30 protein-coding genes and 1 tRNA gene are annotated in these 24,709 nt (G+C 43.5%); 9 read left to right on the top strand and 22 right to left on the bottom strand.

Translation table 11 applies throughout. The annotated features are described in order from the left end of the window. Positions 1-132: 132 nt before the first annotated feature. The 16 genes from rpsQ to B2863_RS02305 form a co-directional block, all read right to left on the bottom strand. Complete coding sequence (rpsQ, locus tag B2863_RS02380; RefSeq protein WP_021813375.1) at positions 133-408, bottom strand: 30S ribosomal protein S17; 276 nt, start codon at positions 406-408, stop codon at positions 133-135. After that, complete coding sequence (rpmC, locus tag B2863_RS02375) at positions 405-602, bottom strand: 50S ribosomal protein L29 (RefSeq protein ID WP_025644397.1); 198 nt, start codon at positions 600-602, stop codon at positions 405-407. The genes rpsQ and rpmC overlap by 4 nt, the downstream gene beginning before the upstream one ends. Continuing rightward, positions 602-1,015 carry a 50S ribosomal protein L16 gene (gene rplP, locus B2863_RS02370; RefSeq protein ID WP_025644399.1) on the bottom strand — a complete coding sequence of 138 codons (414 nt, stop codon included), beginning with the start codon at positions 1,013-1,015 and terminating at the stop codon, positions 602-604. Before rplP ends, rpmC begins: the two co-directional genes overlap by 1 nt. Before the next feature lie 3 nt (positions 1,016-1,018). Then, complete coding sequence (rpsC, locus tag B2863_RS02365; RefSeq protein WP_057758704.1) at positions 1,019-1,741, bottom strand: 30S ribosomal protein S3; 723 nt, start codon at positions 1,739-1,741, stop codon at positions 1,019-1,021. 3 nt (positions 1,742-1,744) lie between these two features. Next, the gene (gene rplV, locus B2863_RS02360) at positions 1,745-2,074 is read right to left on the bottom strand and encodes a 50S ribosomal protein L22 (protein ID WP_021813373.1); all 330 of its coding nucleotides are present in this window, start codon (positions 2,072-2,074) and stop codon (positions 1,745-1,747) included. Between the two features lie 10 nt (positions 2,075-2,084). Then, positions 2,085-2,360: a 30S ribosomal protein S19 gene (rpsS, locus tag B2863_RS02355; RefSeq protein ID WP_010196682.1), complete on the bottom strand. Its 276-nt coding sequence runs from the start codon at positions 2,358-2,360 to the stop codon at positions 2,085-2,087. A 12-nt stretch (positions 2,361-2,372) separates the two neighbouring features. Next, positions 2,373-3,200 (bottom strand): 50S ribosomal protein L2, encoded by an 828-nt coding sequence (rplB, locus tag B2863_RS02350; protein WP_057758702.1) that lies wholly within the window; start codon positions 3,198-3,200, stop codon positions 2,373-2,375. 11 nt (positions 3,201-3,211) lie between these two features. After that, complete coding sequence (gene rplW, locus B2863_RS02345) at positions 3,212-3,562, bottom strand: 50S ribosomal protein L23 (RefSeq protein ID WP_057758700.1); 351 nt, start codon at positions 3,560-3,562, stop codon at positions 3,212-3,214. Further along, on the bottom strand, positions 3,559-4,161 hold the full coding sequence (gene rplD, locus B2863_RS02340; protein ID WP_057758698.1) for a 50S ribosomal protein L4: 603 nt from the start codon (positions 4,159-4,161) through the stop codon (positions 3,559-3,561). Before rplD ends, rplW begins: the two co-directional genes overlap by 4 nt. 14 nt (positions 4,162-4,175) lie before the next feature. Beyond that, positions 4,176-4,814, bottom strand: a complete 639-nt coding sequence (gene rplC / locus B2863_RS02335) for a 50S ribosomal protein L3 (RefSeq protein WP_057758696.1) — start codon at positions 4,812-4,814, stop codon at positions 4,176-4,178. A gap of 49 nt (positions 4,815-4,863) precedes the next feature. Continuing rightward, positions 4,864-5,175 carry a 30S ribosomal protein S10 gene (gene rpsJ, locus B2863_RS02330; protein WP_010196670.1) on the bottom strand — a complete coding sequence of 104 codons (312 nt, stop codon included), beginning with the start codon at positions 5,173-5,175 and terminating at the stop codon, positions 4,864-4,866. 410 nt (positions 5,176-5,585) lie between these two features. Beyond that, positions 5,586-7,187 (bottom strand): Rne/Rng family ribonuclease, encoded by a 1,602-nt coding sequence (locus B2863_RS02325; RefSeq protein ID WP_296207269.1) that lies wholly within the window; start codon positions 7,185-7,187, stop codon positions 5,586-5,588. A gap of 120 nt (positions 7,188-7,307) precedes the next feature. Then, the gene (locus B2863_RS02320; RefSeq protein ID WP_296207268.1) at positions 7,308-7,991 is read right to left on the bottom strand and encodes a Maf family protein; all 684 of its coding nucleotides are present in this window, start codon (positions 7,989-7,991) and stop codon (positions 7,308-7,310) included. A gap of 105 nt (positions 7,992-8,096) precedes the next feature. Next, a complete protein-coding gene (mreD, locus tag B2863_RS02315; protein ID WP_296207266.1) occupies positions 8,097-8,582 on the bottom strand; it encodes a rod shape-determining protein MreD in 486 nt (161 codons plus the stop codon). A gap of 118 nt (positions 8,583-8,700) precedes the next feature. Next, on the bottom strand, positions 8,701-9,561 hold the full coding sequence (mreC, locus tag B2863_RS02310; protein WP_102077941.1) for a rod shape-determining protein MreC: 861 nt from the start codon (positions 9,559-9,561) through the stop codon (positions 8,701-8,703). A gap of 313 nt (positions 9,562-9,874) precedes the next feature. Further along, positions 9,875-10,912: a rod shape-determining protein gene (locus B2863_RS02305; RefSeq protein WP_057758685.1), complete on the bottom strand. Its 1,038-nt coding sequence runs from the start codon at positions 10,910-10,912 to the stop codon at positions 9,875-9,877. A gap of 25 nt (positions 10,913-10,937) precedes the next feature. Here B2863_RS02305 and B2863_RS02300 point away from each other — a divergent pair, with 25 nt between their 5' ends. The 9 genes from B2863_RS02300 (at position 10,938) to B2863_RS02260 (ending at position 17,804) form a co-directional block, all read left to right on the top strand. Continuing rightward, the gene (locus tag B2863_RS02300) at positions 10,938-11,066 is read left to right on the top strand and encodes a hypothetical protein (protein ID WP_261863515.1); all 129 of its coding nucleotides are present in this window, start codon (positions 10,938-10,940) and stop codon (positions 11,064-11,066) included. A 528-nt stretch (positions 11,067-11,594) separates the two neighbouring features. Further along, positions 11,595-11,909, top strand: coding sequence for an Asp-tRNA(Asn)/Glu-tRNA(Gln) amidotransferase subunit GatC (gatC, locus tag B2863_RS02295; RefSeq protein ID WP_057758683.1), 315 nt, complete (start codon positions 11,595-11,597; stop codon positions 11,907-11,909). 81 nt (positions 11,910-11,990) lie between these two features. Further along, positions 11,991-13,487 (top strand): Asp-tRNA(Asn)/Glu-tRNA(Gln) amidotransferase subunit GatA, encoded by a 1,497-nt coding sequence (gene gatA, locus B2863_RS02290; protein ID WP_296207262.1) that lies wholly within the window; start codon positions 11,991-11,993, stop codon positions 13,485-13,487. Next, positions 13,487-15,013 (top strand): Asp-tRNA(Asn)/Glu-tRNA(Gln) amidotransferase subunit GatB, encoded by a 1,527-nt coding sequence (gene gatB / locus B2863_RS02285; RefSeq protein ID WP_296207261.1) that lies wholly within the window; start codon positions 13,487-13,489, stop codon positions 15,011-15,013. Before gatA ends, gatB begins: the two co-directional genes overlap by 1 nt. Positions 15,014-15,127: 114 nt before the next feature. Then, a tRNA-Pro gene (locus B2863_RS02280) sits at positions 15,128-15,204 on the top strand. A gap of 213 nt (positions 15,205-15,417) precedes the next feature. Next, positions 15,418-16,209 (top strand): hypothetical protein, encoded by a 792-nt coding sequence (locus B2863_RS02275; RefSeq protein WP_296207259.1) that lies wholly within the window; start codon positions 15,418-15,420, stop codon positions 16,207-16,209. A gap of 38 nt (positions 16,210-16,247) precedes the next feature. After that, the gene (locus B2863_RS02270; RefSeq protein ID WP_296207258.1) at positions 16,248-16,445 is read left to right on the top strand and encodes a hypothetical protein; all 198 of its coding nucleotides are present in this window, start codon (positions 16,248-16,250) and stop codon (positions 16,443-16,445) included. A 112-nt stretch (positions 16,446-16,557) separates the two neighbouring features. Next, the gene (locus B2863_RS02265) at positions 16,558-16,725 is read left to right on the top strand and encodes a hypothetical protein (protein WP_296207257.1); all 168 of its coding nucleotides are present in this window, start codon (positions 16,558-16,560) and stop codon (positions 16,723-16,725) included. Positions 16,726-16,826: 101 nt separating this feature from the next. Continuing rightward, positions 16,827-17,804, top strand: coding sequence for a DUF1853 family protein (locus B2863_RS02260; RefSeq protein ID WP_296207256.1), 978 nt, complete (start codon positions 16,827-16,829; stop codon positions 17,802-17,804). An 81-nt stretch (positions 17,805-17,885) separates the two neighbouring features. On the opposite strand, the gene B2863_RS02255 is transcribed toward B2863_RS02260, so the two are convergent. The 6 genes from B2863_RS02255 to B2863_RS02230 all read right to left on the bottom strand — a co-directional run bounded on the left by B2863_RS02255 (position 17,886) and on the right by B2863_RS02230 (position 24,693). Beyond that, entirely contained in the window at positions 17,886-18,428 is a 543-nt protein-coding gene (locus B2863_RS02255) for a DUF2726 domain-containing protein (protein WP_057758628.1), read from the bottom strand. A 251-nt stretch (positions 18,429-18,679) separates the two neighbouring features. Continuing rightward, positions 18,680-19,885 (bottom strand): SPOR and LysM peptidoglycan-binding domain-containing protein, encoded by a 1,206-nt coding sequence (locus B2863_RS02250; RefSeq protein WP_296207253.1) that lies wholly within the window; start codon positions 19,883-19,885, stop codon positions 18,680-18,682. A 258-nt stretch (positions 19,886-20,143) separates the two neighbouring features. Further along, on the bottom strand, positions 20,144-21,517 hold the full coding sequence (gene folC / locus B2863_RS02245; protein ID WP_296207251.1) for a bifunctional tetrahydrofolate synthase/dihydrofolate synthase: 1,374 nt from the start codon (positions 21,515-21,517) through the stop codon (positions 20,144-20,146). A 199-nt stretch (positions 21,518-21,716) separates the two neighbouring features. Next, positions 21,717-22,664 carry an acetyl-CoA carboxylase, carboxyltransferase subunit beta gene (accD, locus tag B2863_RS02240; protein WP_296207279.1) on the bottom strand — a complete coding sequence of 316 codons (948 nt, stop codon included), beginning with the start codon at positions 22,662-22,664 and terminating at the stop codon, positions 21,717-21,719. Between the two features lie 398 nt (positions 22,665-23,062). Next, positions 23,063-23,887, bottom strand: a complete 825-nt coding sequence (gene trpA / locus B2863_RS02235) for a tryptophan synthase subunit alpha (protein ID WP_296207249.1) — start codon at positions 23,885-23,887, stop codon at positions 23,063-23,065. 53 nt (positions 23,888-23,940) lie between these two features. After that, a complete protein-coding gene (locus B2863_RS02230; protein ID WP_296207247.1) occupies positions 23,941-24,693 on the bottom strand; it encodes a hypothetical protein in 753 nt (250 codons plus the stop codon). Positions 24,694-24,709 lie beyond the last annotated feature (16 nt).

Genomic DNA, 24,709 nt, shown 5'->3' with positions numbered 1-24,709 from the left:
AGAATGAGTAGGACGGCATTTTAATATAAATAACCGCGACTTACTCTTAATGTGAGTGATATACGCTCGGCGCAATCAGCATCCTTAAAAAGGCGGCTATTTTAACAGCTTCTGGCTTTTAATGCAATTTACTTAGATTTTTTCTACTTTTTCAACCACATCAACTAAAGTCCAAGACTTAGTTTTTGAGATTGGACGCGTTTCTTTGATGCGGACAAGGTCGCCTTGTTGGCAAACGTTATTCTCATCATGAGCTTTGATTTTCGTAGAACGACGAAGCTGCTTGCCATACAAAGGATGACGAACCAGACGCTCAATCAAAACTGTGATGGACTTGTCCATCTTGTCGCTGACAACTCGTCCTGTCAATACGCTAGCATTGGTAGCTGTTTGATTGTTATCGCTCATGAGTCGCCTCGTTGTTTCTCGTTAATCAAAGTCTGAAGCTGGGCAATCGTACGACGATTGGCTCTAACTTCATGGGTATTACCCAACTGACCAGTTGCTTTAGCCATACGAATACGGAAAGCATCAAGTTGCTTTTCATCAAGTAACTGGGTCAGTTCTTCTAATGATTTATCACGTAATTCACTGATCTTCATTACATTATCGTCCGCTTAACAATGGTAGTTTTAAAGGGCAATTTTGCTGCAGCGAGCGTTAATGCATCACGAGCAAGCTCTTCAGATACCCCTTCAATTTCATATAGCACTTTACCAGGTTTGATTTCGCATACCCAATATTCGACTGGACCTTTACCTTTACCCATACGTACTTCTAATGGTTTGTTAGTAATTGGTTTGTCAGGGAATACACGAATCCAAATCTTACCGCCACGCTTAATTTTACGAGTGATGGTACGACGTGCTGCTTCGATTTGACGAGCTGTCATACGACCACGCGTCAATGATTTTAGACCAATTTGTCCGAATGCAACGGTGCTTCCACGATGAGCTAGCCCAGTGTTACGACCTTTGTGCATTTTACGAAACTTGGTACGTTTTGGCTGTAACATAGTTTAACCTCTGTCTGAGTTTCGACGGTTTCCACGACCACGGCGTTTTGGCGCACGAGTCTGCTCTTCTTTGACGGGATTATATACGCTGTTCATACCGTCAAGGATTTCGCCACGGAAAATCCAAACTTTAACACCGATGGTGCCGTAAGTTGTCTCTGCACGAATTGACGAGTAGTCAATATCAGCACGGAGTGTATGCAATGGCACACGACCTTCACGGTACCATTCACTACGAGCAATCTCAGCACCGCCTAGACGGCCAGACAGCTCAACCTTGATACCTTTAGCACCAGAACGCATGCTGTTCTGTACCGCGCGTTTCATCGCACGACGGAACATAACACGACGCTCAAGCTGGCTACCGATGCCGTCTGCTACCAAACGTGCATCAAGGTCAGGTGACGTGATTTCTTCAATGTTGACCTGAGCAGGTACGCCCATAATTTTGGTCAATTCTTTTTGAAGTCTTTCGATATCTTCGCCTTTCTTACCGATAACAATACCAGGACGCGCAGTGGCGATGGTAATCTTAGCAGCGCCAGTAGGACGCTCGATCATGATGTTGCTGATCATAGCGTTGTCTAGCTTTTTGCGTAGATATTCACGAACTTGAATGTCGTTGATTAGGTATTCTGAGTATTGTTTAGGGTTAGCATACCAGTTTGCGTTATGCTTTTTTACAACACCAAGACGAATTCCGATTGGATGTACTTTTTGACCCATAACTTATTCTCCTACCTTTATAGTGATGTGACAAGTACGCTTGCTGATACGATCAGCACGGCCTTTGGCACGTGGTAGGATACGTTTTAGCGTAATGCCTTCATCAACATAGATAGTAGCGACTTTTAGGTCGTCAATATCTAAGCCGTGATTATGTTCGGCATTGGCGATGGCTGAGTTAAGGCATTTCTTAACAAACACAGCGCCTTTTTTATTGCTATACGTTAGGATATCCAAAGCACGCTCAATAGATTTGCCACGAACTTCATCAGCAACGAGTCTAACTTTTTGTGCCGATATGGCGGCACCGCGTAATTTTGCAGTTACTTCCATGGTAAGCACCTTATCTCTTAGCTTTTTTGTCAATGCCGTGACCACGATACGTACGAGTCGGGGCAAATTCACCTAGTTTATGACCAACCATCTGCTCGCTCACGATAACCGGTACATGAGTACGGCCGTTGTGAACAGATAAAGTTAGGCCAACCATTTGTGGCAGAATCATCGAGCGGCGCGACCAAGTCTTAATTGGCTTGCGTGAGTTGGTGTCTAATGCATTCTCAACTTTAGCAAACAAGTGCGCGTCTATGAATGGACCTTTTTTCAATGAACGAGGCATGAAATTCTTCCTTTATTTCTTCTTGGCGCGACGGCGGATGATCATGTTGTCAGTACGCTTATTGTGACGCGTTTTAAGTCCTTTAGACTTCTGACCCCAAGGGCTGGTTGGATGGCGACCTTTGTTACGACCTTCACCACCACCGTGTGGGTGATCAACCGGGTTCATAGCGACACCACGAACAGAAGGACGAACACCACGCCAACGTGAAGCACCGGCTTTACCAAGTGATTTCAAGTTGTTTTCAGTGTTAGAAACTTCACCAATAACAGCGCGGCAATTTACGTGTACACGGCGAGTTTCGCCAGAACGCATACGTAGAATAGCATAAACACCGTCACGACCTAGTAACTGAACGCTAGCACCCGCAGAACGAGCCATCTGTGCACCTTTACCGATTTTAAGCTCGATATTGTGAATCACAGTACCCAATGGGATGTTTTTTAGCGGTAAGCAGTTACCTGGACGAATTGGAGAAGTCTCGCCTGACATTACTGTATCACCAACTACTTGTTTCTTAGCAGCGATAATGTAACGACGTTCGCCATCAGCATACTTAAGTAGAGCAATATGAGCAGTACGGTTAGGATCGTATTCGATACGCTCTACCGTTGCTGGGATATTGTCTTTAGTACGTTTGAAATCGATAATGCGATAATGTTGCTTATGACCACCGCCAATGTGACGAGTAGTAATGCGGCCATTATTGTTACGACCACCTGACTTGCTTTTTGATTCTAGAAGTGCTGCAAACGGACGACCTTTGTACAGGTGTGGATGCACTACTTTTTCAACAAAACGACGGCCTGGTGATGTTGGCTTTGCTCTTACGATAGGCATGAGTGTAATCCTTATTCGTTATTCGCTGTTTCACTAGTAGAATCAGTAGTATTCGCTACTTCTTCACCAGCATCAGCCATTTGTACATCTTGACCAGCTTTTAAGGTAACATAGGCTTTTTTGTAGTCGTTACGACGGCCGATGCTTTTACCAAAACGCTTTGTCTTACCTTTAACATTCAAAGTGTTTACTTTAGTGACTTCAACACCTTCAAACATCAACTCAACTGCTTTCTTGACTTCAAGCTTAGTAGCATTAGAATCAATTTTAAATACCTGCACACCAAGTGAGTCGCCAAGCATTTGAGATTTTTCTGAGAATACAGGCCCTCTTAAGACCTGATAAAGTCTTGCGTTATTCATGCTAGTGCTTCCTCAAATTGTTTCGCAGCTTCAACTGACATGATCACTTTATCAAATGCGATCAAGCTCACTGGGTCCACTTCATTTGTACCAAGTACATTGACGTGTGGAATGTTGCGAGCAGCTAAGTATAAGTTTTCATCAACTTCTTTAGTAACGATTAGTGCACGAGGTGCATTCAGATCGTTTAACTTAGCAATCAGTTCTTTGGTTTTCGGCCCAGAAACGCTCAACTCTTCTACCAAAATCAGACGCTCTTGACGAATCAATTCTGCTAGGATGCACTGCATCGCACCGCGATACATTTTACGGTTTACTTTCTGTGACCAATCTTGTGGTTTTGCAGCGAATGCACGACCACCTGAACGCCAGATTGGGCTACGAATAGAACCCGCACGAGCGCGACCAGTACCTTTTTGGCGCCATGGCTTAATACCACCGCCAGAAACTTCGGCACGTGTTTTTTGTGCGCGTGTACCTTGGCGAGCACCAGCTAAATAAGCGGTGACGACTTGATGCACTAGTGCTTCGTTGAATTCACGACCAAATGCCGTATCAGAAAGCTCAACCGCCGCACCTGTAACTGTTTTTAAATCCACGTTAATCCCCTTGCTTAGGCTTTGACTGACGGACGTACGATAACATCGCCACCGGTGGCACCTGGGATAGCACCCTTGATGACAAGTAACCCTTTTTCGGCATCAACCGAAATCACTTCTAGGCCCTGAACGGTAACACGTTTGTTACCCATCTGACCCGCCATCTTCTTGCCTTTGAATACTTTACCTGGTGACTGGTTTTGACCAGTTGAACCATGCGCACGATGAGACACTGAGTTACCATGAGTAGCATCTTGCATACTAAAGTTGTGACGCTTAACAGGGCCTTGGAAACCTTTACCTTTGCTCTGTCCTGTCACATCAACCATCTGACCTTGTTCGAACAAGTCAGCTAGAATCTCGCCACCAATCTCACGACCTTCAAGATCGCTTTCGTTGGCACGGAATTCCCAAACACCACGGCCAGCTTTAACACCAGCTTTAGCGAAGTGACCCTTTTGTGCAGCTGTTACGCGGCTGTCACGACGAGTACCTGTGGTAATTTGGATGGCTTGATAACCATCTACATCAGTATTTTTTACTTGAGTAATGCGGTTTGCATCGACCTCAACAACTGTTACAGGGATAGATGCGCCTGTTTCAGTGAAGACACGGGTCATGCCGCACTTTTTACCGACTAAACCGATCGCCATTTTAGACCTCTTTATATCTTATATTAATGGGTTGGGTGTTTAATGTGCATTAACCCAAAGCAATTTGAACGTCAACACCCGCCGCTAAATCTAATTTCATTAGCGCATCCACAGTTTTGTCAGTTGGCTGAACGATATCAACCATACGCTTATGAGTACGGATTTCGTACTGGTCACGAGCGTCTTTGTTAACGTGTGGTGAGGTTAGAACGTTGAAGCGCTCAATGCGAGTCGGCAACGGTACAGGACCACAAACTTGCGCACCGGTGCGCTTTGCAGTATCAACAATCTCTTGTGCAGATTGATCAATCAGACGATGATCAAAAGACTTAAGACGGATACGGATTCTCTGGTTAGCCATGCCAGCAAGCTCCTAATATGTGCCTTTGTCATTCTTGCGTCGCAAGACCATGATCAAAAGCAGTTTGGTTAAATATTCACTTAAAGCGGCCTTCTGTTCTTAACCAGAATGAGTTCTTTATCCGAACTTATAGCGTGCCAAAAGCAAAATAGTTTAAAGCCCCGCCAACCCTCCTATTAAATGGAAAGTAGCAAAGGCATAATGAAATAGTGCTAGAAACGATGCTCTAGCTGTCATAGCGCCAGCTTTTTTTATTCAGCTGCGCATATATAATTCAGTGGTGTATATTATACATAGTATTTTAGGTATTGCAAGAGCAATCTCTAGTATGATTAGAGATGCTCTTTCTTATACTGGTTACTAAACACACAAATATTTTCATCTGAAATTATTATTTGTTTTGAATAATATTAATCTAAAACAATATCATACTGCTCTTGAGTGTATAGATTCTCTACATCAAAAGTAATGACCCTGCCCAATAGATACTCTAAATCAGCCACTGTGTCTGACTCTGTTGTAAGTAGTAAATCAATGACTGCTGCATGAGCCACTACTGTGAATTTCTTAGGAGAGTTATAAGTGCGTGCGCAGCGCATGATCTCACGGAAAATCTCAAAGCAAACGGTCTCTGCGGTTTTGACAAACCCTCGTCCTTGACAAGTTGAGCACGGCTCACAAAGCTGCTGACCCAATGATTCACGCGTGCGTTTGCGTGTCATCTCTACTAAGCCAAGCTCACTGACCTGCGTAATCTTGGTTTTTGCATAATCTTGGGTAAGCTGCGCCTGTAAGCTCTCAAGCACGTCATCTTTATGTTGTTGCTCAAGCATATCGATAAAATCTAGAATAATGATGCCGCCTAGATTACGTAAGCGCAACTGTCGAGCGATAGCATGTGTGGCTTCTAGATTAGTCTTATAAACCGTATCCTCTAATGAGCGACCGCCTACAAAAGAACCTGTATTGACATCAATCGTGGTCATAGCTTCTGTCTGGTCGATGATCAGATAGCCACCAGACTTTAGATCGACACGGCGCTTTAGTGCATCACGTAAGTCGTCTTCGACACGGTGTACATCAAACAACGACTGCTCAGCGGTGTAATGCACGATACGATCATAGACAAATGGAACAAACTCTTTGGCAAAATATCTGACTTGCTCATAAATCTGCGTATTATCAATAATGACTTTTTCAGTATCAGCGTGAACCAAGTCACGGATAGAACGTAATGGTAATGACAGTTCTTGATAGATCAGCTCTGAGCTCTGATGATGATTAATCTCTTGGCGACGAGCACAGATAGTACGCCACAGCTGCAATAGATAATAGATGTCCTCTTCTAGCTTATCGACAGGCACACGCTCAGCAGCGGTGCGGGCAATCAGTCCACCCTTTAGATTGACCGTTTGCATTAGGCTACTAAGCTCAGTCTTTAATCGGCTACGCTCTTCTTCGCCATCAATACGCTGCGATATGCCAATATGATCACTCGATGGCAAATATACTAGATAACGTGATGGCAGCGAGATATTGGTCGTTAAACGAGCACCTTTACTTCCTAACTGGTCTTTGGTTACCTGTACCAAAATACGCTGACTTTCATGCAGACGATGCTGAATCAATGTTTTAGACGCTGGTACGATCTCTGTGCTTTGCACGCTGACAATAGGTGGTGTCACAGCCAAGCTATCAGCAGAAGCGTTGGCAGTAGCATCGTCCTCATTTATCTCGTGCTTCGTGGCCTTAGCCGCTTTGTTTTTTTCTGCAACCGGGCGCGGTTCACGCTGCATATCGTTTACATGTAGAAATGCGGTCCGTGATTGACCAATATCTACGAAGGCTGCCTGCATACCAGGAAGGACACGTACGACCGTCCCCAGATAGATATTGCCGACCAACCCCAGTTTGTGATGTCGTTCAATATAAATCTCGCCCAAAATACCATTGTCTAAAACCGCAACACGGGATTCCATTGGACTAATATTAATCAGCAGCTCTTCGGACATAGTTTTTTCTCTTATCTCTCAGCTTTCTTATTAGACGGTCATCGCCTATTAGATTGACAGTGTAACAAATGCGACTTGCTCTTGCCCATTACCCTACCGTGTCATTATGTGCATATCCCATTATAACGGGTTGACTGTGTCCATATTGCCTTCTGTCATTTCTTTGATTAGTGCCAGTGTTTGTGCCAGTGGCAGACCAACGACATTGGTGTAGCTACCGTTGATACGACTGACCCACGCCGCACCCAGTCCTTGAATGCCGTACCCACCTGCTTTATCAGCAGGTTCGCCACTATCCCAGTAGTCGCTCATCATTTGTGTCGTCAGTGGTATAAAAGTTACTTCCGTATGCTCAGTGATTCGCTGCTGATTAATAATTTGCAAGCACTGTGTAGGTTCTGAGGGGTTTCGTTCTGCTTTAGGCAATAACTGTACTTGAGTCGCTTGCACAGCAGTCCATACTTCGTGGACGTTATCAGACATACGCTGCCACATACTATATGCATGCTCACGATCGACAGGTTTGACCAAGACTGTCTTACCATCTGACAGCACACCGATGGTGTCAGAGGTCAGAATAATAAACGGTGAGGTAAGGCTATCGTGATCCGCTTGAGATGTGTCGCACAATTTTTGTATCGCGGCATCGGCTTTGGTTGCGACCATGCGTTCGATATAGTCTGTCGGCGACTCATTATCTAACGGCGTCTCATCAATATCTACACTTAAGATAGTAAAGTCTAGTTGCGCTCTTTCTAGTAGCTCACGACGACGCGGAGAGCCAGATGCCAAAACGATATCCATCGATATTCTCTTCATTTATAAATTTATGATGTGTGTGGTTATATAGTATTGCATACAGAGCAAGCTAAGCTGTTAATCAGAGTAACAGCTATAACTAGTGACTCATTAACGCGAAAACTTGCGTAAAGCAAACAACACGAGTGGCCAGCTGATGATACTCATAAACAGTGACAAAGCAGACTGAGCGACAAAGACGTTTTGAATAAACATCTGTAGTATCCATAGATTTAACTGAAAGACAATCAGCCCTAGACTAGCAATCAGCCACGCACTAACGGTATTCAACTGTCTGACGTAGATACTGGTAATTTTGATAACCAGTGCAACCACAACAGCGGCAAAAGCTTGCTGACCTAAATGGGTATCCATCAATAAATCAGCAATCAGCCCAACCGAAAATGCGGTAAAAATGCCAACATAGCGCGGCTGAAACAGCAGCCAATAGATCAGTACCATAATCATGACCATGGGACGCAATGTGGCCATGCTTGGGCTTAATGGATAGACATTGAGTGATGATGCAGCGATGAAACTTAGAACAATCACAACTATCAATAGTACCGTGGCATTCTCAGAATCAGGATACGACATGGGTACTTACCTTAGCGAGTGTTTGATGGTTGCGGTTATATTGTTGATTGGATATTGGCAAGGTGAATACCATAAGTGAACAGCTTTAAAACGTTACTACTGTGACTTACGTCGTTATCTACGGAGCAATAGCAGCAGCATTGTTCTCATTTAACAGCTTGTCTTGAAGTATTAAGACATAGGCATTATCGATAAAGTTGGCTGCTGGAGTAACTTCGATCGTTCTAAAGTTATCGGTTTGCTCGTCTTTGACATGCGCGATACGCCCTACTCGATAACCTGCCGGAATACGACCGCCCAGTCCTGAAGACACTAGTTCATCACCTACTCGCACATCTGACGTCTTAAAGACGTAATTGAGACTCAATGAAGATGGGATGCCTTGGCCTGTAACGATGGCGCGCTGACCAGTACGCTTAACAGTAACCGCAACTGACTGCTGCTCATCTGTAATCAACAACAGACGGCTAGTATTCGGATAGACATTGATAATCTGTCCTAATACACCGTCTTCATCGATGACCGTTTGCCCAACTTGTACGCCGTCCTGCTCACCTTTATTAAGCACGACAATCTGTCTAAGCAAATTGGTATCTGTACCAATGACTTGCGCCAAATTAAGATCGAACTGCTCAGGCTTGGTGGTAGATAAAATACCTTGCAGGCGTGCGTTCTGCGCCAAAATATAATCTTGCTGTTGTAGTTTGGCATGCGCATGTATCAATTGCGACTTTAGCTGCATGTTTTCGCGGCGCAATGCTTCTTTTGACTGCAGGCTGCCACCAGCCCAATGCTTTGCATAGCTTGGCAATAGAGACAGCTCATAGATTGGCTGCATGGCGGCATGACTGGTGCTACGTACAGGCTTGAACCAATCAGAGTTTTTGCTATCAAACCACATCAAAATTAAGGCTGCTATCAATACGATAACAGTCTTACGAAGTGATAACGGCTGGCGAGCAAAAATACTTGGAGTCATAAGTCGTCTGATTTAAGGATTCTAAAATAAACAATAGCACTTATTTACAGCATGAGTGTTTATCGAGGATATTGGGTTCTAGCACAAATGAATGCAATTAAAGGTAGCACAATCGGCTACCTTTAATTTTATATATAGTCAATTTTCTATAAATTAGATACGGTGTCAGTCGCGCTCAGCCTAATACTTGTAGTACTTTCGCTCGGCTTTCCTGTATCCAAATTATATTGAACCGACTATATTTATAGTTTCATCATTCACATAAATCATCATATATTGCCAAGACTATATAGCAATTAAGGATAAAGATGACTTAAACAAAAATCATGTTTAAACTTTTGTTATTGATGAAATCAAGCGCGATACCACCGCCACGACTAACGCAGGTTAATGGATCTTCTGCTACCGTCACTGGCAAACCGGTCTCTTGTGAGATAAGTTTGTCTAAGTCACGTAATAGCGCGCCGCCACCTGTCAATACAATGCCACGCTCAGCGATATCTGATGATAACTCTGGAGGAGTCTGCTCAAGCGCTACTTTTACAGCGCTAACAATACCGCTCAATGGATCAGTCAACGCTTTTTGCACTTCTTCTGAATTGACAGTAAAGGTCTTTGGCACACCTTCTGCCATGCTACGACCACGAACTTCTACTTCTAGTTGGCTGTCTTCATTCAATGCAGAACCGACTTCTTTTTTGATGCGCTCAGCAGTCGTCTCACCGATGACACAACCATGCGTGCGGCGTACATGAGTAATGATCGCTTCATCAAACATATCGCCACCGATACGAATCGACTCAGCATATACACAACCAGACAGTGCGATAACAGCAATCTCAGTCGTACCACCACCGATGTCCACCACCATAGAACCACTGGCTTCATGAACTGGCATACCAGCACCGATAGCCGCAGCCATCGGCTCTTCTAGCAATAGTACTTTGCTCGCACCTGCTGATGATACTGCCTCACGAATCGCCTTGCGCTCAACTAGAGTAGACTTGCATGGTACACAAACCACAACGTTAGGCTGTGCCATAAAACGCTTGGCTTTTACTTTAGCGATAAAGTGCTTAAGCATTTTTTGCGTCACTTCAAAATCAGCAATCACACCGTCTTTTAACGGGCGAATTGCTGTGATGTTCGCAGGCGTACGACCTAGCATCTGCTTGGCATCGATACCAACAGCGGCGACGGTCGGGTTCTGAGTACGATTGCTTCGTAACGCGACCACCGTTGGCTCGTCAAGCACGACGCCTTTATTAGGAATAAAAATTAGGGTGTTCGCAGTACCGAGGTCGATAGCGATATTATTTGATAAAAATCCAAACAGGTTCATGACTAATATATCCAGCGTCTTACGAATGAGGCGAATGAGATTGACTGAGGTGTTACTCGTCAGTATTGAGCAGGTCGTCGTTAAACATTACTTGTGGCAACAGTTAATCATCCCAACAAGTCAAAATCCAAACAATAATGATGAAATGAAAAAACTGAGCTAAATTATACCGATTTAGCTCAAAAAAAACATAGATATTTGCATCAGTAAGTAAGGATTTTTGTCTTAGACGCCAAAAGTTGTTACAAAGTTTGAAATAGTAGTGAATATCATTCAACTCAATGAAACATCATTTAATCTGATAACTAACAAGGCTCTACAGGCAGATGAATGCTTTGCTTAATAGCAGATGCATACTGTAACGTATTTTAGAAGCTAATTGGAGAGCAATTGAAGAACAATGATGAATTAGGGGGTCAGTTTTGCAATTCTCTGTAAATCATTGTGTCTTAATTGGCATTACGGCTCGGCTAGCACCATATCTTATTTAATATTACGTCTTTATCAATTCAGTCTCTTGGTTGAGATTGTGCATCAATCAAGCGTCATGCTCTGTAAACTTGAGTCAGATGCTTTATAATAAGCCCACTGATTATTTATATCTATTTTAGTTGTTTCTATTTTAGCGCTTACGTATTTTCGTTTTCGTAATCAACTACTCTAACAAAAACTGTCCTTAACTGGAGAAACTATGTCTCAGCAGCCAGCAACGTCTGACAGCAACGTCAGCCGTGAAGAAATCCTAGAAGTTGCCAACCTTGCCCGCTTAGGTGTCGATGAAAGTACAGCCGATAGCTATGCTGATGATATCAGTAAAGTATTAAAACTGATGAATACGCTATCTAACGTTGATACGACAGACATCAAGCCCCTAGCCAATATCCATGAAGCTTGCCAAGAGCTGCGTGCTGATGTAGCAAAACACGATATCAATCGTGAGCGTAATCAGTCAGTCGCGCCTGCCGTAGAAGAAGGCTTATATCTAGTGCCTCAGGTGATTGAATAATAATGGCTGAGTAATACAATCACGCATTTGCCATTATCTCATTTTATTTTATGCTATTAACATTTTGACGGACGACACCTTATGTCTGAACTTCATTTATTAAGTACCGAGCAACTCATTACTGGTTTGCAAAACAAACAATTTAGCAGCGCAGAATTAACTGAACACTACATCAAGCGTATCGATGCGCTAGACAGCAAGATTAACAGCTTTATCACTCATACCTCTGAGACAGCACGCGCACAAGCTAAAGCGGCAGACGAGATGCGTGCACAAGGCGATCAGCGTCCATTACTTGGCGTACCGATGGCGCACAAAGACATCTTTTGTACCCAAGGCGTACTGACCACTTGTGGCTCAAAGATGCTACATAACTTTATCTCTCCATATGATGCGACTATCGTCTCTAACATCGACAAAGCAGGCATGATTAGCTTAGGTAAACTCAATATGGATGAGTTTGCGATGGGCTCAGACAACAGTAGCTCATACTACGGTACGGTACAGAACCCTTGGAACCTAGAGCGCGTCCCTGGTGGCTCTTCAGGTGGTAGTGCTGCTGCCGTTGCCGCTGGTTTTGTCCCTGTTGCTACCGGTAGTGACACTGGTGGCTCTATTCGTCAGCCTGCCTCATTCTGTGGTCTAACGGGTATCAAACCTACTTATGGCCGTGTGTCACGCTTTGGTATGATTGCCTACGCTTCAAGTTTGGATCAAGCGGGTAGCATGGGACGTAGCGCGAAAGATTGCGCCTATCTGCTTCAACCAATGATTGGTCATGATCCACGCGATGCAACTTCTATCAAGTACGAGATGCCTGACTACGTACAAGACATCAATGATGCAGAAGCTGCTGCTGGTGATAAGCCATTTTCTGGCTTGCGTATTGGTGTAGCAAAAGAATACTTCGGTACAGGGCTTGATAGCGAAGTCGAGCAAGCAGCACGTGCCGCGCTCAAGAAATACGAAGAGCTAGGCGCAACGATTGTAGAAGTAAACATCACTGATCCTGAGATCACACTTGCCACTTACTACATGCTAGCACCTGCTGAAGCATCATCGAACCTATCACGCTTCGATGGCGTACGCTTTGGCTATCGCTGTGAGAATCCAACGGATCTTATCGATCTATACACACGCTCACGCTCTGAAGGCTTTGGCCCTGAAGTACAGCGCCGTATCTTGACAGGAACGTATGCGCTATCGGCTGGCTACTTTGATGCTTACTATACTAAAGCACAGAAGATTCGCCGCTTAATCGTTAAAGACTTCGATGAAGCATTTGCTAGCTGTGATGTGATTGCTAGCCCAACTGCACCGACTGCGGCTTATAAGCTTAGTGAAGACCTAGATCCTGCAACGATGTACTTAGGCGACGTCTATACCATCGCGGTCAACCTAGCGGGTCTACCTGCCCTCAGTCAGCCAGTTGGTTTGACGACGGAAGGTCTACCTATTGGCTTGCAATTGATCGGTAAGCACTGGCAAGAGAGTCAACTGCTCACGACTGCGCACCTGTTCCAGCAGCATACTGATCATCACCTACAACACTCTACCATCGCAAAGGAGACGGTATAATGAGTACAGCTACTACTGATAACAATGCCGTCCGTGAACACGCCGTGCGTAAAGAGCTATTTGTCGATGGCTATGAAGTGGTCATCGGTATCGAGATTCACTGCCAGCTAAATACGGAAAGTAAGATTTTCTCAAGTGCACCGACTGACTTTGGTCATGAGCCAAACAGCCAAGCAAGTATCGTCGATTTGGGTTTGCCTGGCGTATTGCCAGTGCTAAATGCTGGCGTGGTCGATCGTGCGCTAAAATTCGGCATTGGTGTCAATGCTGAGTTGGGTCTATTTAATACGTTTGACCGTAAAAACTACTTCTACCCTGACTTGCCTAAAGGCTATCAAATCACTCAGATGGCCAATCCTATCGTAGGCGTTGGCTATATCGATGTCGTGGTCAATGAAGGCGAAAAGAACGAATATCCGAAACGTATGGGTATCACTCGCGCACATCTAGAAGAAGATGCAGGTAAATCTGTCCATGATGCCGTCGATGGTATGACGGGTGTGGATCTTAACCGTGCTGGTACGCCGCTAATTGAAATCGTCTCTGAGCCAGACATGCGCTCAGCCCACGAAGCACTTGCCTACATCAAAGCCATCCATCAGCTAGTCACTTGGCTAGGTATCTCAGACGCAGTGATGGCCGAAGGCTCATTCCGCTGTGACTGTAACGTCTCTGTGCGCAAGCCTGGTGATGATCTTGGTACACGTACTGAGCTAAAGAACCTAAACTCATTCCGCTTCATCGAGCGTGCTATCAATCGTGAAATCGAACGTCAAATCGATATCCTAGAAGATGGCGGCAAAGTCGTTCAAGCGACGATGCTATATGATCCAGATCGTGATGAAACGCGTACCATGCGTACCAAAGAAGACGCTAACGACTATCGCTACTTCCCTGATCCTGACCTGCTACCTGTCCGTATCGAGCAGCATACGGTTGATGCAATCAAAGCAGCGATGCCAGAGCTACCAGTCGCTCGTCGCGCACGCTTTGAAGAAGCACTTGGTCTGTCAGAATATGATGCACGTATCTTAACTGGTAGTCGTCAAATTGCTGATTACTTCGAAGATGTGGTAGCTGAAATCGGTCAGCAAGATGCCAAAATGGCTGGCAACTGGGTCATGGGTGACTTGCTCGGCGCCCTGAACAAAGATGACACCGATATCATCGACTCCCCTATCAGCGCCAAGCAATTGGCTGGCATGCTCAAACGTATCAAAGATGACACGTTATCTGGCAAACTGGCTAAGAAAGTCTTTAGTGCTCTATACGAGAGCGAAGGCGGCGATGGCGATGATGCAGCAGATAAAATCATCAAAGACAAAGGCCTTAAGCAAGAAACCGATACTGGCGCTATCAAAGCGATGGTCGAAGAAGTCATCGCAAAAAATGAAGCGATGGTCGAAGAATATCGCGGTGGTAAGGAAAAAGCCTTTAACGGTCTGGTCGGTCAAGTCATGAAAGCCAGTCGCGGTAGTGCTAACCCACAGCAAGTGAACCAAATTCTAAAAGAATTATTGGGTTAATATTAGCTGCTAAGCGATTATACTGACTATGCTATGCAGAATAATATTGTAGAGTTTGGCTGCTATAAATAGCCCTTGCAATATACATAATTTTGCGTAAAATAGTCAGTCACTCGGGGCGTAGCGCAGTCTGGTAGCGCACTACACTGGGGGTGTAGTGGTCGCAGGTTCAAATCCTGCCGTTCCGACCAAACATAGCAGTAAAGAGAAAAGCCAATCATTGTTTTCAATGGTTGGCTTTTTTTTGTGCTAAATTTGGTGGGTGATTTTTTGATTAAGAAAATAATAATGATTATAAAAATTCTGTAAGGCTAGGACTGATTACTTGAAAGCCAGCTACTCACAAACCTTTGGATTGGCTTGTCTTACATTTAACTTTAATTTAAAGGTAGAAAGGTGCGAACGTGAGTTTAAAAACAGCTAAGGATTATTTAGAGAACTATAAAAAAGATATGGCTATTCAATATATAAATGTCTGTACCTTCCTTGAGCTGCTTATCGATTTTGAGCAGACAAATCTAGAAGAGATTATAATTTATCTAAATATAAACTCATTCCCTTCTACTACTACTCTGTATAGAAAAAACAAAGGTTATATTAGCCCTAAAGGGGATAACGAAAATGACTGTCAAAGCACTTGTAACTTTTTTTATGAGATTGATAAAGTAACGAGCTTCTCAGTAATTACAGGGTTTGCTTATGAAGAACAGGAGAAGTATGCAGACTTATATTTTTCATTGCTAGAGCTGTTTAAGTCTAACGCTTTGAAGCAGGTTAGCTTTATAAAAAAATATGCTGCTCATGAAGCTATGAGCAGAGGGTTTGGTTATTTAAGTAGAGATGCAACAGGTAGCTTATTTAGTTCTAATGAACTTGTAACGGGACTATCACAGAAAAAAATAGATGAACTAACCGCTGCAGAACATATTGTTAAGGTAGAGATTGATCATAGTACAGATTTAAAAGAAGCCACTGATATTCAAAAGATAGTAATAGCAAGGATTAATGAATATATGAATGCTCAGATGGAATCATACAATGCAAGCCCTACTCATCGCGATGAGATATCAAAACTTCTTACTGATAAGTCTAGTGATAGTAAAAAAACAATAAAAAGTGACAAAGAGTTGATAGCAGAACTTCAAGCAAAAGTAGCAGCTCTTGAAAGCCAATTAGCAGAAGCTAAAAAAATCTAAACGACTCAGAGCAAGTTATTTCTGGCAAAGATAAGTCTATGCACCCTAGAACTGCGAATAATGCAAGCAAGATAATAGCAGCTCTCACTAGTGAACTTCTGAAGATGGATATAACACAGCCTTTCGCCAAAAATAGTAATGGGCAAATAATGACAGCTATTGAAAAACAGGGGAATACAGTTAGCAAAGATGTTATTGCACACTGGCTAAAGCTTGCCCATGAAAACAGTATTTAACTCTAACTAGAACCTCTGTTTTTCTAATTAGAACTATCGAATAACCTTACTTCATAAACTAGCAACCATAAGCCGCAGCAATCAAGTTACGGTAAATTATGGAGCTAGATACATGAAACAGAAAATTCACATTCCAACTAAGCCAAAACAAAAACCATCTCGATATCAGCCTAAATGGCAACTCTCTCTACTTAAAGCAGTAGTTAGCATTTTATTACCCTACCTGCTATTGTCGCCTGATATCAGCTTTCATATCCATCACATCAACATCCTATTTTAACGTAAGAAAGCTTATACTGCCCTAGTGGATACCTGTCATCTATAGACTTTTATAGAGCGAGCCGTTAGGGTAAATGCTACACCTTCACACTGGTTTATCCTATGTCCGAGCTTGTCAATCAGCCCACATTTAATCGCCTCATAGATAACGCTCCTTGGGAGCGTTACCGCCGACCCTATGTGCGTGATTTGGCTTATGTGTTGGCATGCCCTAATGTTCTGACGCAGTGGCTAGACTTTGTACCGCATCAGAACACACATACCGTTGTCGTGCATAGCGCACAATTTTGGCAGACGCAGTTTGAGGCGTATAAGCAACAATTAGTAGAGCTAGACACCACTGCTGCCTATCAAGAGCTGACTCGTTATTTACTCAAACGCCCAAGTCCCAATCGATTAGGATTTCATTTTGAAGGGTTGCTGTCATTTTGGTTAGAGGATGGGTTCGCACGCAAGCTGCATCCGTATGAAACACTGGCTAGCAATGTGCAGCTCTATAATGGTAAGCAGACAACTGGCGAGCTTGATTTGATTTTGTATAACCATACAGAACAGCTGGTTGAACATTGGGAGCTAGCCATTAAGTTTTTTATGGGGTCAGCACCTTTTGAACCTGTGAACTGGGTCGGGATTAACTCCAATGATAATCTACAACGCAAGATGACGCACATGCAAACCAAGCAGTTTCGAGCGGTGTGGGTAGATACAGAAAATCATGGACAGGTAAAAATCGATAAACGTTATGGCGTGATTAAAGGCCGATTCTTTTTACCGATTAACACAACTGGTTGCGGTGATGATGACTGGCCATATTGGCTAACGCCGAGCTTTCCGATGCATGAGTGGTGTGATAAGAGAGACATGGCAAGTCTTGGGACGATTGACACTACAGATTTGCGAGCCGCGCATTATATTGAATGGTTCACCAAGCGCGACTTTTATGATGGGCGAACTGCTTATGATGGTTGGCAGCAGCCGATAGTTTGGTCAGATAGCGAACTACCTAAAGCAGGTTTATATTTTGAAGGTAATCGACCAATCGTTATTTACCCAAGGCAATCAGACCAAATCGATGAATAAATTTAGCTAACCTACACTTTTAAAATGATGCTGCTTAGATAATGTTTTAGCCTTAACAATCGGACAGCTTTCACAGAATGCTTAATAACTCTCAATCACTTGCATTAGCTCATATCTAAGCATATCGGCACTCGGCATACGCTCAGCGTGGAAGCGCACCATCGCAATACCTGCACTGGCAAGCGCCTTATCTTTTTTGTCATCTGCTTTTTGACGCGCTTTGCTACTATGCGTCCAGTCATCAAGCTCGATAGCGACCAATGTAGTCTGAGCATCGACATCCACAATCACATAGTCAACGCTCTGACGGCAAATACGATTGAACCAAAAGCTACGCTCTGATGTCTCGCTACTATTGGCTTCAATGATCCGTGACAGCTGTACTTGGACAAATATGTGATACTCCGGCAGCGCATTTTTTAATTTATTAAAAAATATCACTTCCGTATCGGTCATGATTGGCATCGGCGCAAATGGCCAAATAGCCAACTCATCACCGCGCACAGGTTTTGGATCAGGCTCAACGACAGGGCGCTTCGTCAGTAGTGTTGGTAGCAGCTTCGGTAACGTAATCAGCCCCAAAAACCCAACGGCCAATATTAAAAATATAACACCAAACGACATGGTTCTACCTTATACAGTATGAGAGTGATGGGCTAATTGTCATTATTGATAGCAATTAATAATACGCCGACCACGACAAGGCAACCTATATAGGCTGACAGGTTATACAACAACGGATTATAAAAATGGCGCTCATCTTAACTAAGGCTGCGCTAATCAGCAATCTATAAAACAAAAAACACGACAGTATTTGTCGTGTTTTCATATAAAGTAGATAAAAATCGAATCGAGACCGTTAGAAACGCTCTAGCTTAACGCCAATAAAGCACCCAAGCACTGGTCGTATTAACTTTAGGGTCACTATTGATTTTATCTTTTAGTGCCAATGCTGCGACTTTACCACGTTCAGGCCCAACCACGACACGCACTCCACGACTGGTCGCACTGGTCTTGACTTGATAACCTGCTGCTCGGAATTTTTTCGCTAACTCATCGGCTTTGGCTTGGTCATTTGCTAGAGCCACTTGCACCCCAAAGCTACCCTTAGCGTCTGTTTCTTTGACTTCTTTACGCGCTTCGCTCAGCTTTTGCTGCGCTTCACGTTTTGCATCGGCAGATTTCTTCGCCAGCGCTTCTTCTTGCTGACGCTTCTTCTCACGCGCTTGTTCAGCTGCCGCCGCTTCACGCTCTAAGCGTTGTACCTGTTTGCTTGATGGGATGGTGATGCTCTGACCCAGTTGTAGCGCTGCTGATGGCGATAGGTTGTTGGCTTGAGCCAATACTTCTACAGGCATATTGTATTGTCTTGCCAGTTTGATAAGTCCGTCACCTTTCTTGATTTGGTATTCAGAAGGCGATTTTGGTGGCTCTTTTTTTGCCGCTTCAGCTGCTTCTCTTTTTCTCTCAGCCGCTGCTTGGGCTTCCGCCTGCTTTTTTGCTTCGGCTAGTTTCTCTGCCTCCGCTTGTTTTTTGCTCTCAGCAAGTTTTTTGGCGGCCGCTTGCTCTTTGATAGCCGCTTGCCTTTGAGCTTCTTGTTGCTCTTGAACCGCTTTTTGCTTTTCGGCTTCGCTAGACTTTGTAGTATCAGTAGCAGACTGACTCTCAGTACGAGGCTGAACAGTTAGATCTGTAGTAACGTCTTTTGTAGACTCGGTACTGCTAGTTTCATCAGTAGCTGGCGCACTATTATCGACATATTGCTGGCTCTCAGCACGTGCCTTGGCCAACGCTTCTGCTTCAGCAACTTCCTGCTCTGTCAAAAATTCTTTTGCACGTTTTTCTTGCTCTGCAACGCGAGCTGCACGCTCTTTTTGCTTTTGCGCAAGGATACGTTTTTCTGTTTCGATATCAGTCGTAAGCGGCTGCGGAGATTCTTGCTCCGAGCTTAGTTTGTCGACCATCGCTGACATCGGCTCTGGTTGGTCGCTATCGCCAATCTGTTGCACCATGGCGTATAGCATCACGCTACCGCCGATAATCATCCCCATGCCCAATAAGGCTTGTCTCGAAAAGTTCATCCGTTTACGTCTCTTAGTTGGTAATAAGGTTGATTGAGCGGCGTAGCGACTATCTCAAAGCAGTATATCAAATCGCTTTAATTATGATCTCTTACCGCCAATTACTGTCAGTTAATGCCATCAGAGTTCAAAATTTGTGCCGACCGTCTTATACTGGTCTGGCAAATCATTTTGATTATAAAGCATATTTTTCATGCTGTCTGCTATCAGGCTACGACTAAGATTAACATTAAACAGGCACTACTTTAACTTAAATTATCATACGCTAAGTGCACTTAACGCTTCCCCAATCGTATGAAACGAACCACATACGACGATAAGGTCTTGCGGCTGGCTCGCCTCTATCACTGCATGGGTCGCTGTATGCAAACCATCGAACTCATATATATTGGTGCTATCGATATATTTAACCAAAACAGCTTGCAGCTGCTCAGTAGTCGCGGCACGAGGATAATCAATCTCAGCGATAAACCAGCCACTAATCGGTAAGCCTGCTTCAGTCAAACGCTGCACAACCTTATCGATATCTTTGTCACCTAACATAGAAAATAACATTTTTATCTTTGGTGTAGGGATATCTGTTGAGCTATCTTGATTACTTTGCTTGGCTACATGCTGCTGCCAAAACGGTAATAGCTGCGCTAGTAAGAACTCAACACCTTGCTCATTATGCGCCACATCAAACAACCAATGGCGGCTATGGCTCTCACGATAATCGAATCGACCTGCCAGTTTGACAGTTTGTAGTGCTTGCTCAATGGCATTGATATCAATATCTAATGGACTTGCCAATACTGCTGATAGTGCATTGGCCGTGTTAGTTAACGATAGCGCAGGACGTGGTAACTGCAAGGTAACTGCTGCATTACTGTATTGCCAAGTCGTTGAATCAATATCGCGGTAGCTAAAATCTTGTCCAATCTGATAACAAGTTGCCTGCTGGGTATCGATAGATTGTTGCACGCTGGATGGCATCTCAGTAGCACCATAAATCAGAGGAATGCCGTTGCGCAAGATACCTGCTTTTTCACGACCAATATCCTCGACATTGTCACCCAACCAGTCAACGTGATCGATACCGATATTGGTAATAACTGCCATGTCAGGATCAATAATATTGACCACATCTAGGCGGCCGCCTAACCCTACTTCTAATACCCACACGTCACAGTCTGCTTCAGCGAATATCAATAGCGCTGCTAGTGTGGTCATCTCAAAGAACGACAACGTCAACTCGCACTGTAAGCGTGCTGCTTCTACTTTGCTAAAAGCCTCAATCAGCGTCTGATCGCTGACCATCTCGCCATTGATACGTACACGCTCATTGAAGGCGCTAAGATGTGGCGACTGATATAGTGCCGTCTTATAACCTGCGGCTTTACACATTTCGGTGATGACAGCGGTTGTCGAGCCTTTGCCATTGGTACCTGCCACAGTAAACACATAAGCATCATCTTTCGCTGACTGCACCACGCCTAACGCTTCTGCGACAGGTAACACACGTGACAATCCCATATCAATTGCAGACACATGAATCTGCTGCATATAATCGAGCCATTCAGTTAGGCTAGCACTTTCATTAGGACTATGGGTGTTGGGGCTGTGAAGGTCAGAGGCTAAAAGGTCAGACATGAATAGAACCTATATAAAATTTAATAAGAGATAGAAATATATGTGCTAGCTAAAACCAAAAATAGCACTTACCGTGCAATGACGATAAATGCTATTAGGGGTCTTGCATATGTAGTAGATGTTAGCACGCAGCTAAGTCATTATGCACTCAATAAATGATTCATTATACTGAGTCATTTACCTTATCGAGCATCTCATTTTACTGAGCATCTACATTTGGTACGCGGCATAGTTTTGCAAGTAGACGATAGATCGTATCAATCAACTGATGACGATGTACCACTTCATCCACCACACCATGCTCTAATAAGAACTCAGCGCGCTGGAATGGCTCTTCTAACGTCTCACGTACAGTCTGCTCAATTACACGCTTACCAGCAAAGCCAATCATCGCTTTTGGTTCTGCTAGATGAATATCACCCAGCATCGCCAGTGATGCAGTTACGCCGCCGTACACAGGATTGGTCAATACCACAATATAAGGAATCCCAGCGATTCTTAGACGCTCAATCGCTGCTGCCGTGCGTGCCATTTGCATCAATGACAATAAGCCTTCTTGCATACGTGCGCCGCCAGAAGCAGCAAAGCAAACCAAAGGTACTTTTTGCTCTAGCGCTTTTTCAGCTGCTTGCACGAAACGATCACCAACGACCGAGCCCATTGACCCGCCCATAAAACGGAAGTCAAAAGCACAGGCGACGATATCAAGGTTACGCAGTTTGCCATACATCGCAACCAACGCCTCAGACTCACCTGTTTTTTCTTGTGCTTCACTCATACGCGCAGGATATGGCTTACTATCCACAAAGCTCAATGGATCTTTTGCCGTAAACTCTTGTCCTGTCTCGCCGTCTACTTGATCAAGTAACCAGTTCAGGCGCTCACGAGCACTCATCGGTAAATGATGATCGCAATGCGGGCACACATAACAGTTAAAAATCAGCGCTGTGTTGGTAATCATCGAATGACAATTACTACACTTGGTTGACGGTTCAGTCTCTACCGCAGACAGTGGCGCAGTCAAATGCTGCTTGATACCTGGAATAGAACGGTTAAACCATGACTGCCTATCCGTATTGCTGTTTGGCGCGGCTTTAGCAGTATTATTGTCGGGTTTTGTTATTGTATCAGTCATATTATTTGCCATCATAAAAGGCTTATTGACAAGTTTACTCATTCGCTTGTCATTGAGAGTTTAATGGTTGTCTAAACAAAGCGTCTAATACAGTCATAACATGAGCAGTCATGCGACATACTGATAAATAAATCTCGTATGTCGGTAATTTGATTATGCGCTTGTTGATAGATAATGTATTTGCCAATCAAAATGACGAATAAATTACTGCTATCAGACACCATATAATAGTGATGTTAGTTTACACTCGTAAACTAATTTTAGCAAAGTCATTTAGTATTGTCTTCACGTAAAGCATTTGAGTAAAGTCTTTAGGTAAACAATAGCTTCGATTTGACTTTGCCGTTTCAAATAACTACTTCTTCAAATAACTATCTCTTCAAGTAACCACAATATGAAAGCAATAGCTATTAAGCGCTTAAGCTATCTAACGCTTCACGTAGCTCATCCATTTTTGCCATGATATTTTGCTGTGCATTTACAACCGCAGCAGTATCGTTGGCATCAATATCGGCAAAGTTCTGTACCAAGGCACTACCGACGATAACGCCATCTGCATGAGTACCGATCGCTTTTGCAGAAGCACCATCACGGATACCAAAGCCGACGCATACTGGCAGGTCTGTTTCTGCTTTGATTGCTTTAACTTGAGTTGCTACATCGTCAGTATCCAGTGTGGCTGAACCAGTCACACCTTTTAGTGATACATAATAAATATAGCCACCACAATGAGTCAATACTTGCTCACGGCGCTCAGGCAACGTCGTTGGCGATAGCAAGAAAATCTCATTCATCGAATGATCAGTCAAATGCTGAGTGAAGCTACCCGCCTCTGCTGGTGGCAAATCTACCATCAATAAACCATCAACACCTGACTGCTCACATAGCGCCACAAAGTTGTCATAACCGATGATTTCAACAGGATTGAGATAACCCATTAGGATAATTGGCGTTTGCGTATCTGTTTGACGGAACTCTGCAACCATCTTTAATGCATCACGAGTACTCGTACCTGCTGCTAATGCACGCTCGCCAGCCAAGGCTACAGTTGGGCCATCGGCCATTGGGTCAGAGAATGGTAGACCGACTTCGATCATATCGGCGCCGTGTTTGACCAAGTCGTGCAATAGACCGACAGTGGTTGCAGGATTAGGATCGCCTGCCATCACATAAGGAATCAGGGCTTTTTTGTTTTGTGATTTTAAAGTTTCAAAAGTGCTTTCAATTCGGGTCATAGTGATCTCTTATAATTTTGTTAAATAAATTTTTAGCTTATATAAGTGTATTCTTACCAGCCAATATCCATTAAATTATCATGGTTATCTTGCGACAAATATTTAATATCATCAGTTCTTTGCTTATGAAAAGTATTCATAATATTTAGAATTTCACGCTGCTCTATGTAGTATAGACCGTTTAAAACATTGTACCTCTCGCACAGTGGAATATTTTTACTAAATATTAGACCTTGCACCCTGTTCCCTCGGTTTTTCATCTTTCTACTATATATTTCTGTGTAATCTATCCAAAAACCAATAGTGCTTCCTTGAATTCGGTTAAGATAAAATGCTTTAACGTCATCATAATTTATGACTTTATCGTGCTGAAAATTTTTATTAGCTATATAAAACTGAGACGTCAATTGGATATTGTCTTTATCGATTATAAGTATGGGGATATGCTTCCAAGTCCATTTTTTAGCAATCCATGGATTTGGCACAGCGGAATTCTTAGTGATCCTATATATCCAGTAAGATAGTAAAAACAAACCTAAACAACACATTATCCATACAACCTTAATGTCTTGTATTGATTCATATAGACTCATTGTCTCAAAACTAGCCCACCAACTCATAAAAAATAAAATAATAGTAACTTGTATTATTACAAACATCATTAAGTAGAGAATATAGCTCTGCCAAAAACTGACACTTTCAGTAGGCACACCCACACTTATTGTGACTGGCGCTGTTAGTACTGCTTGGTCTGGATACTTGCCCAACTGGCTAGGCTTACTAGGTATTAAGCGGTTCAAATTCATGAAGGCATACTATCGA

This window comes from Psychrobacter sp. UBA3480 (assembly GCF_002377945.1).
Classification (GTDB): Bacteria; Pseudomonadota; Gammaproteobacteria; order Pseudomonadales; family Moraxellaceae; genus Psychrobacter.
This window is presented reverse-complemented; position numbering and strand designations above follow the sequence as displayed.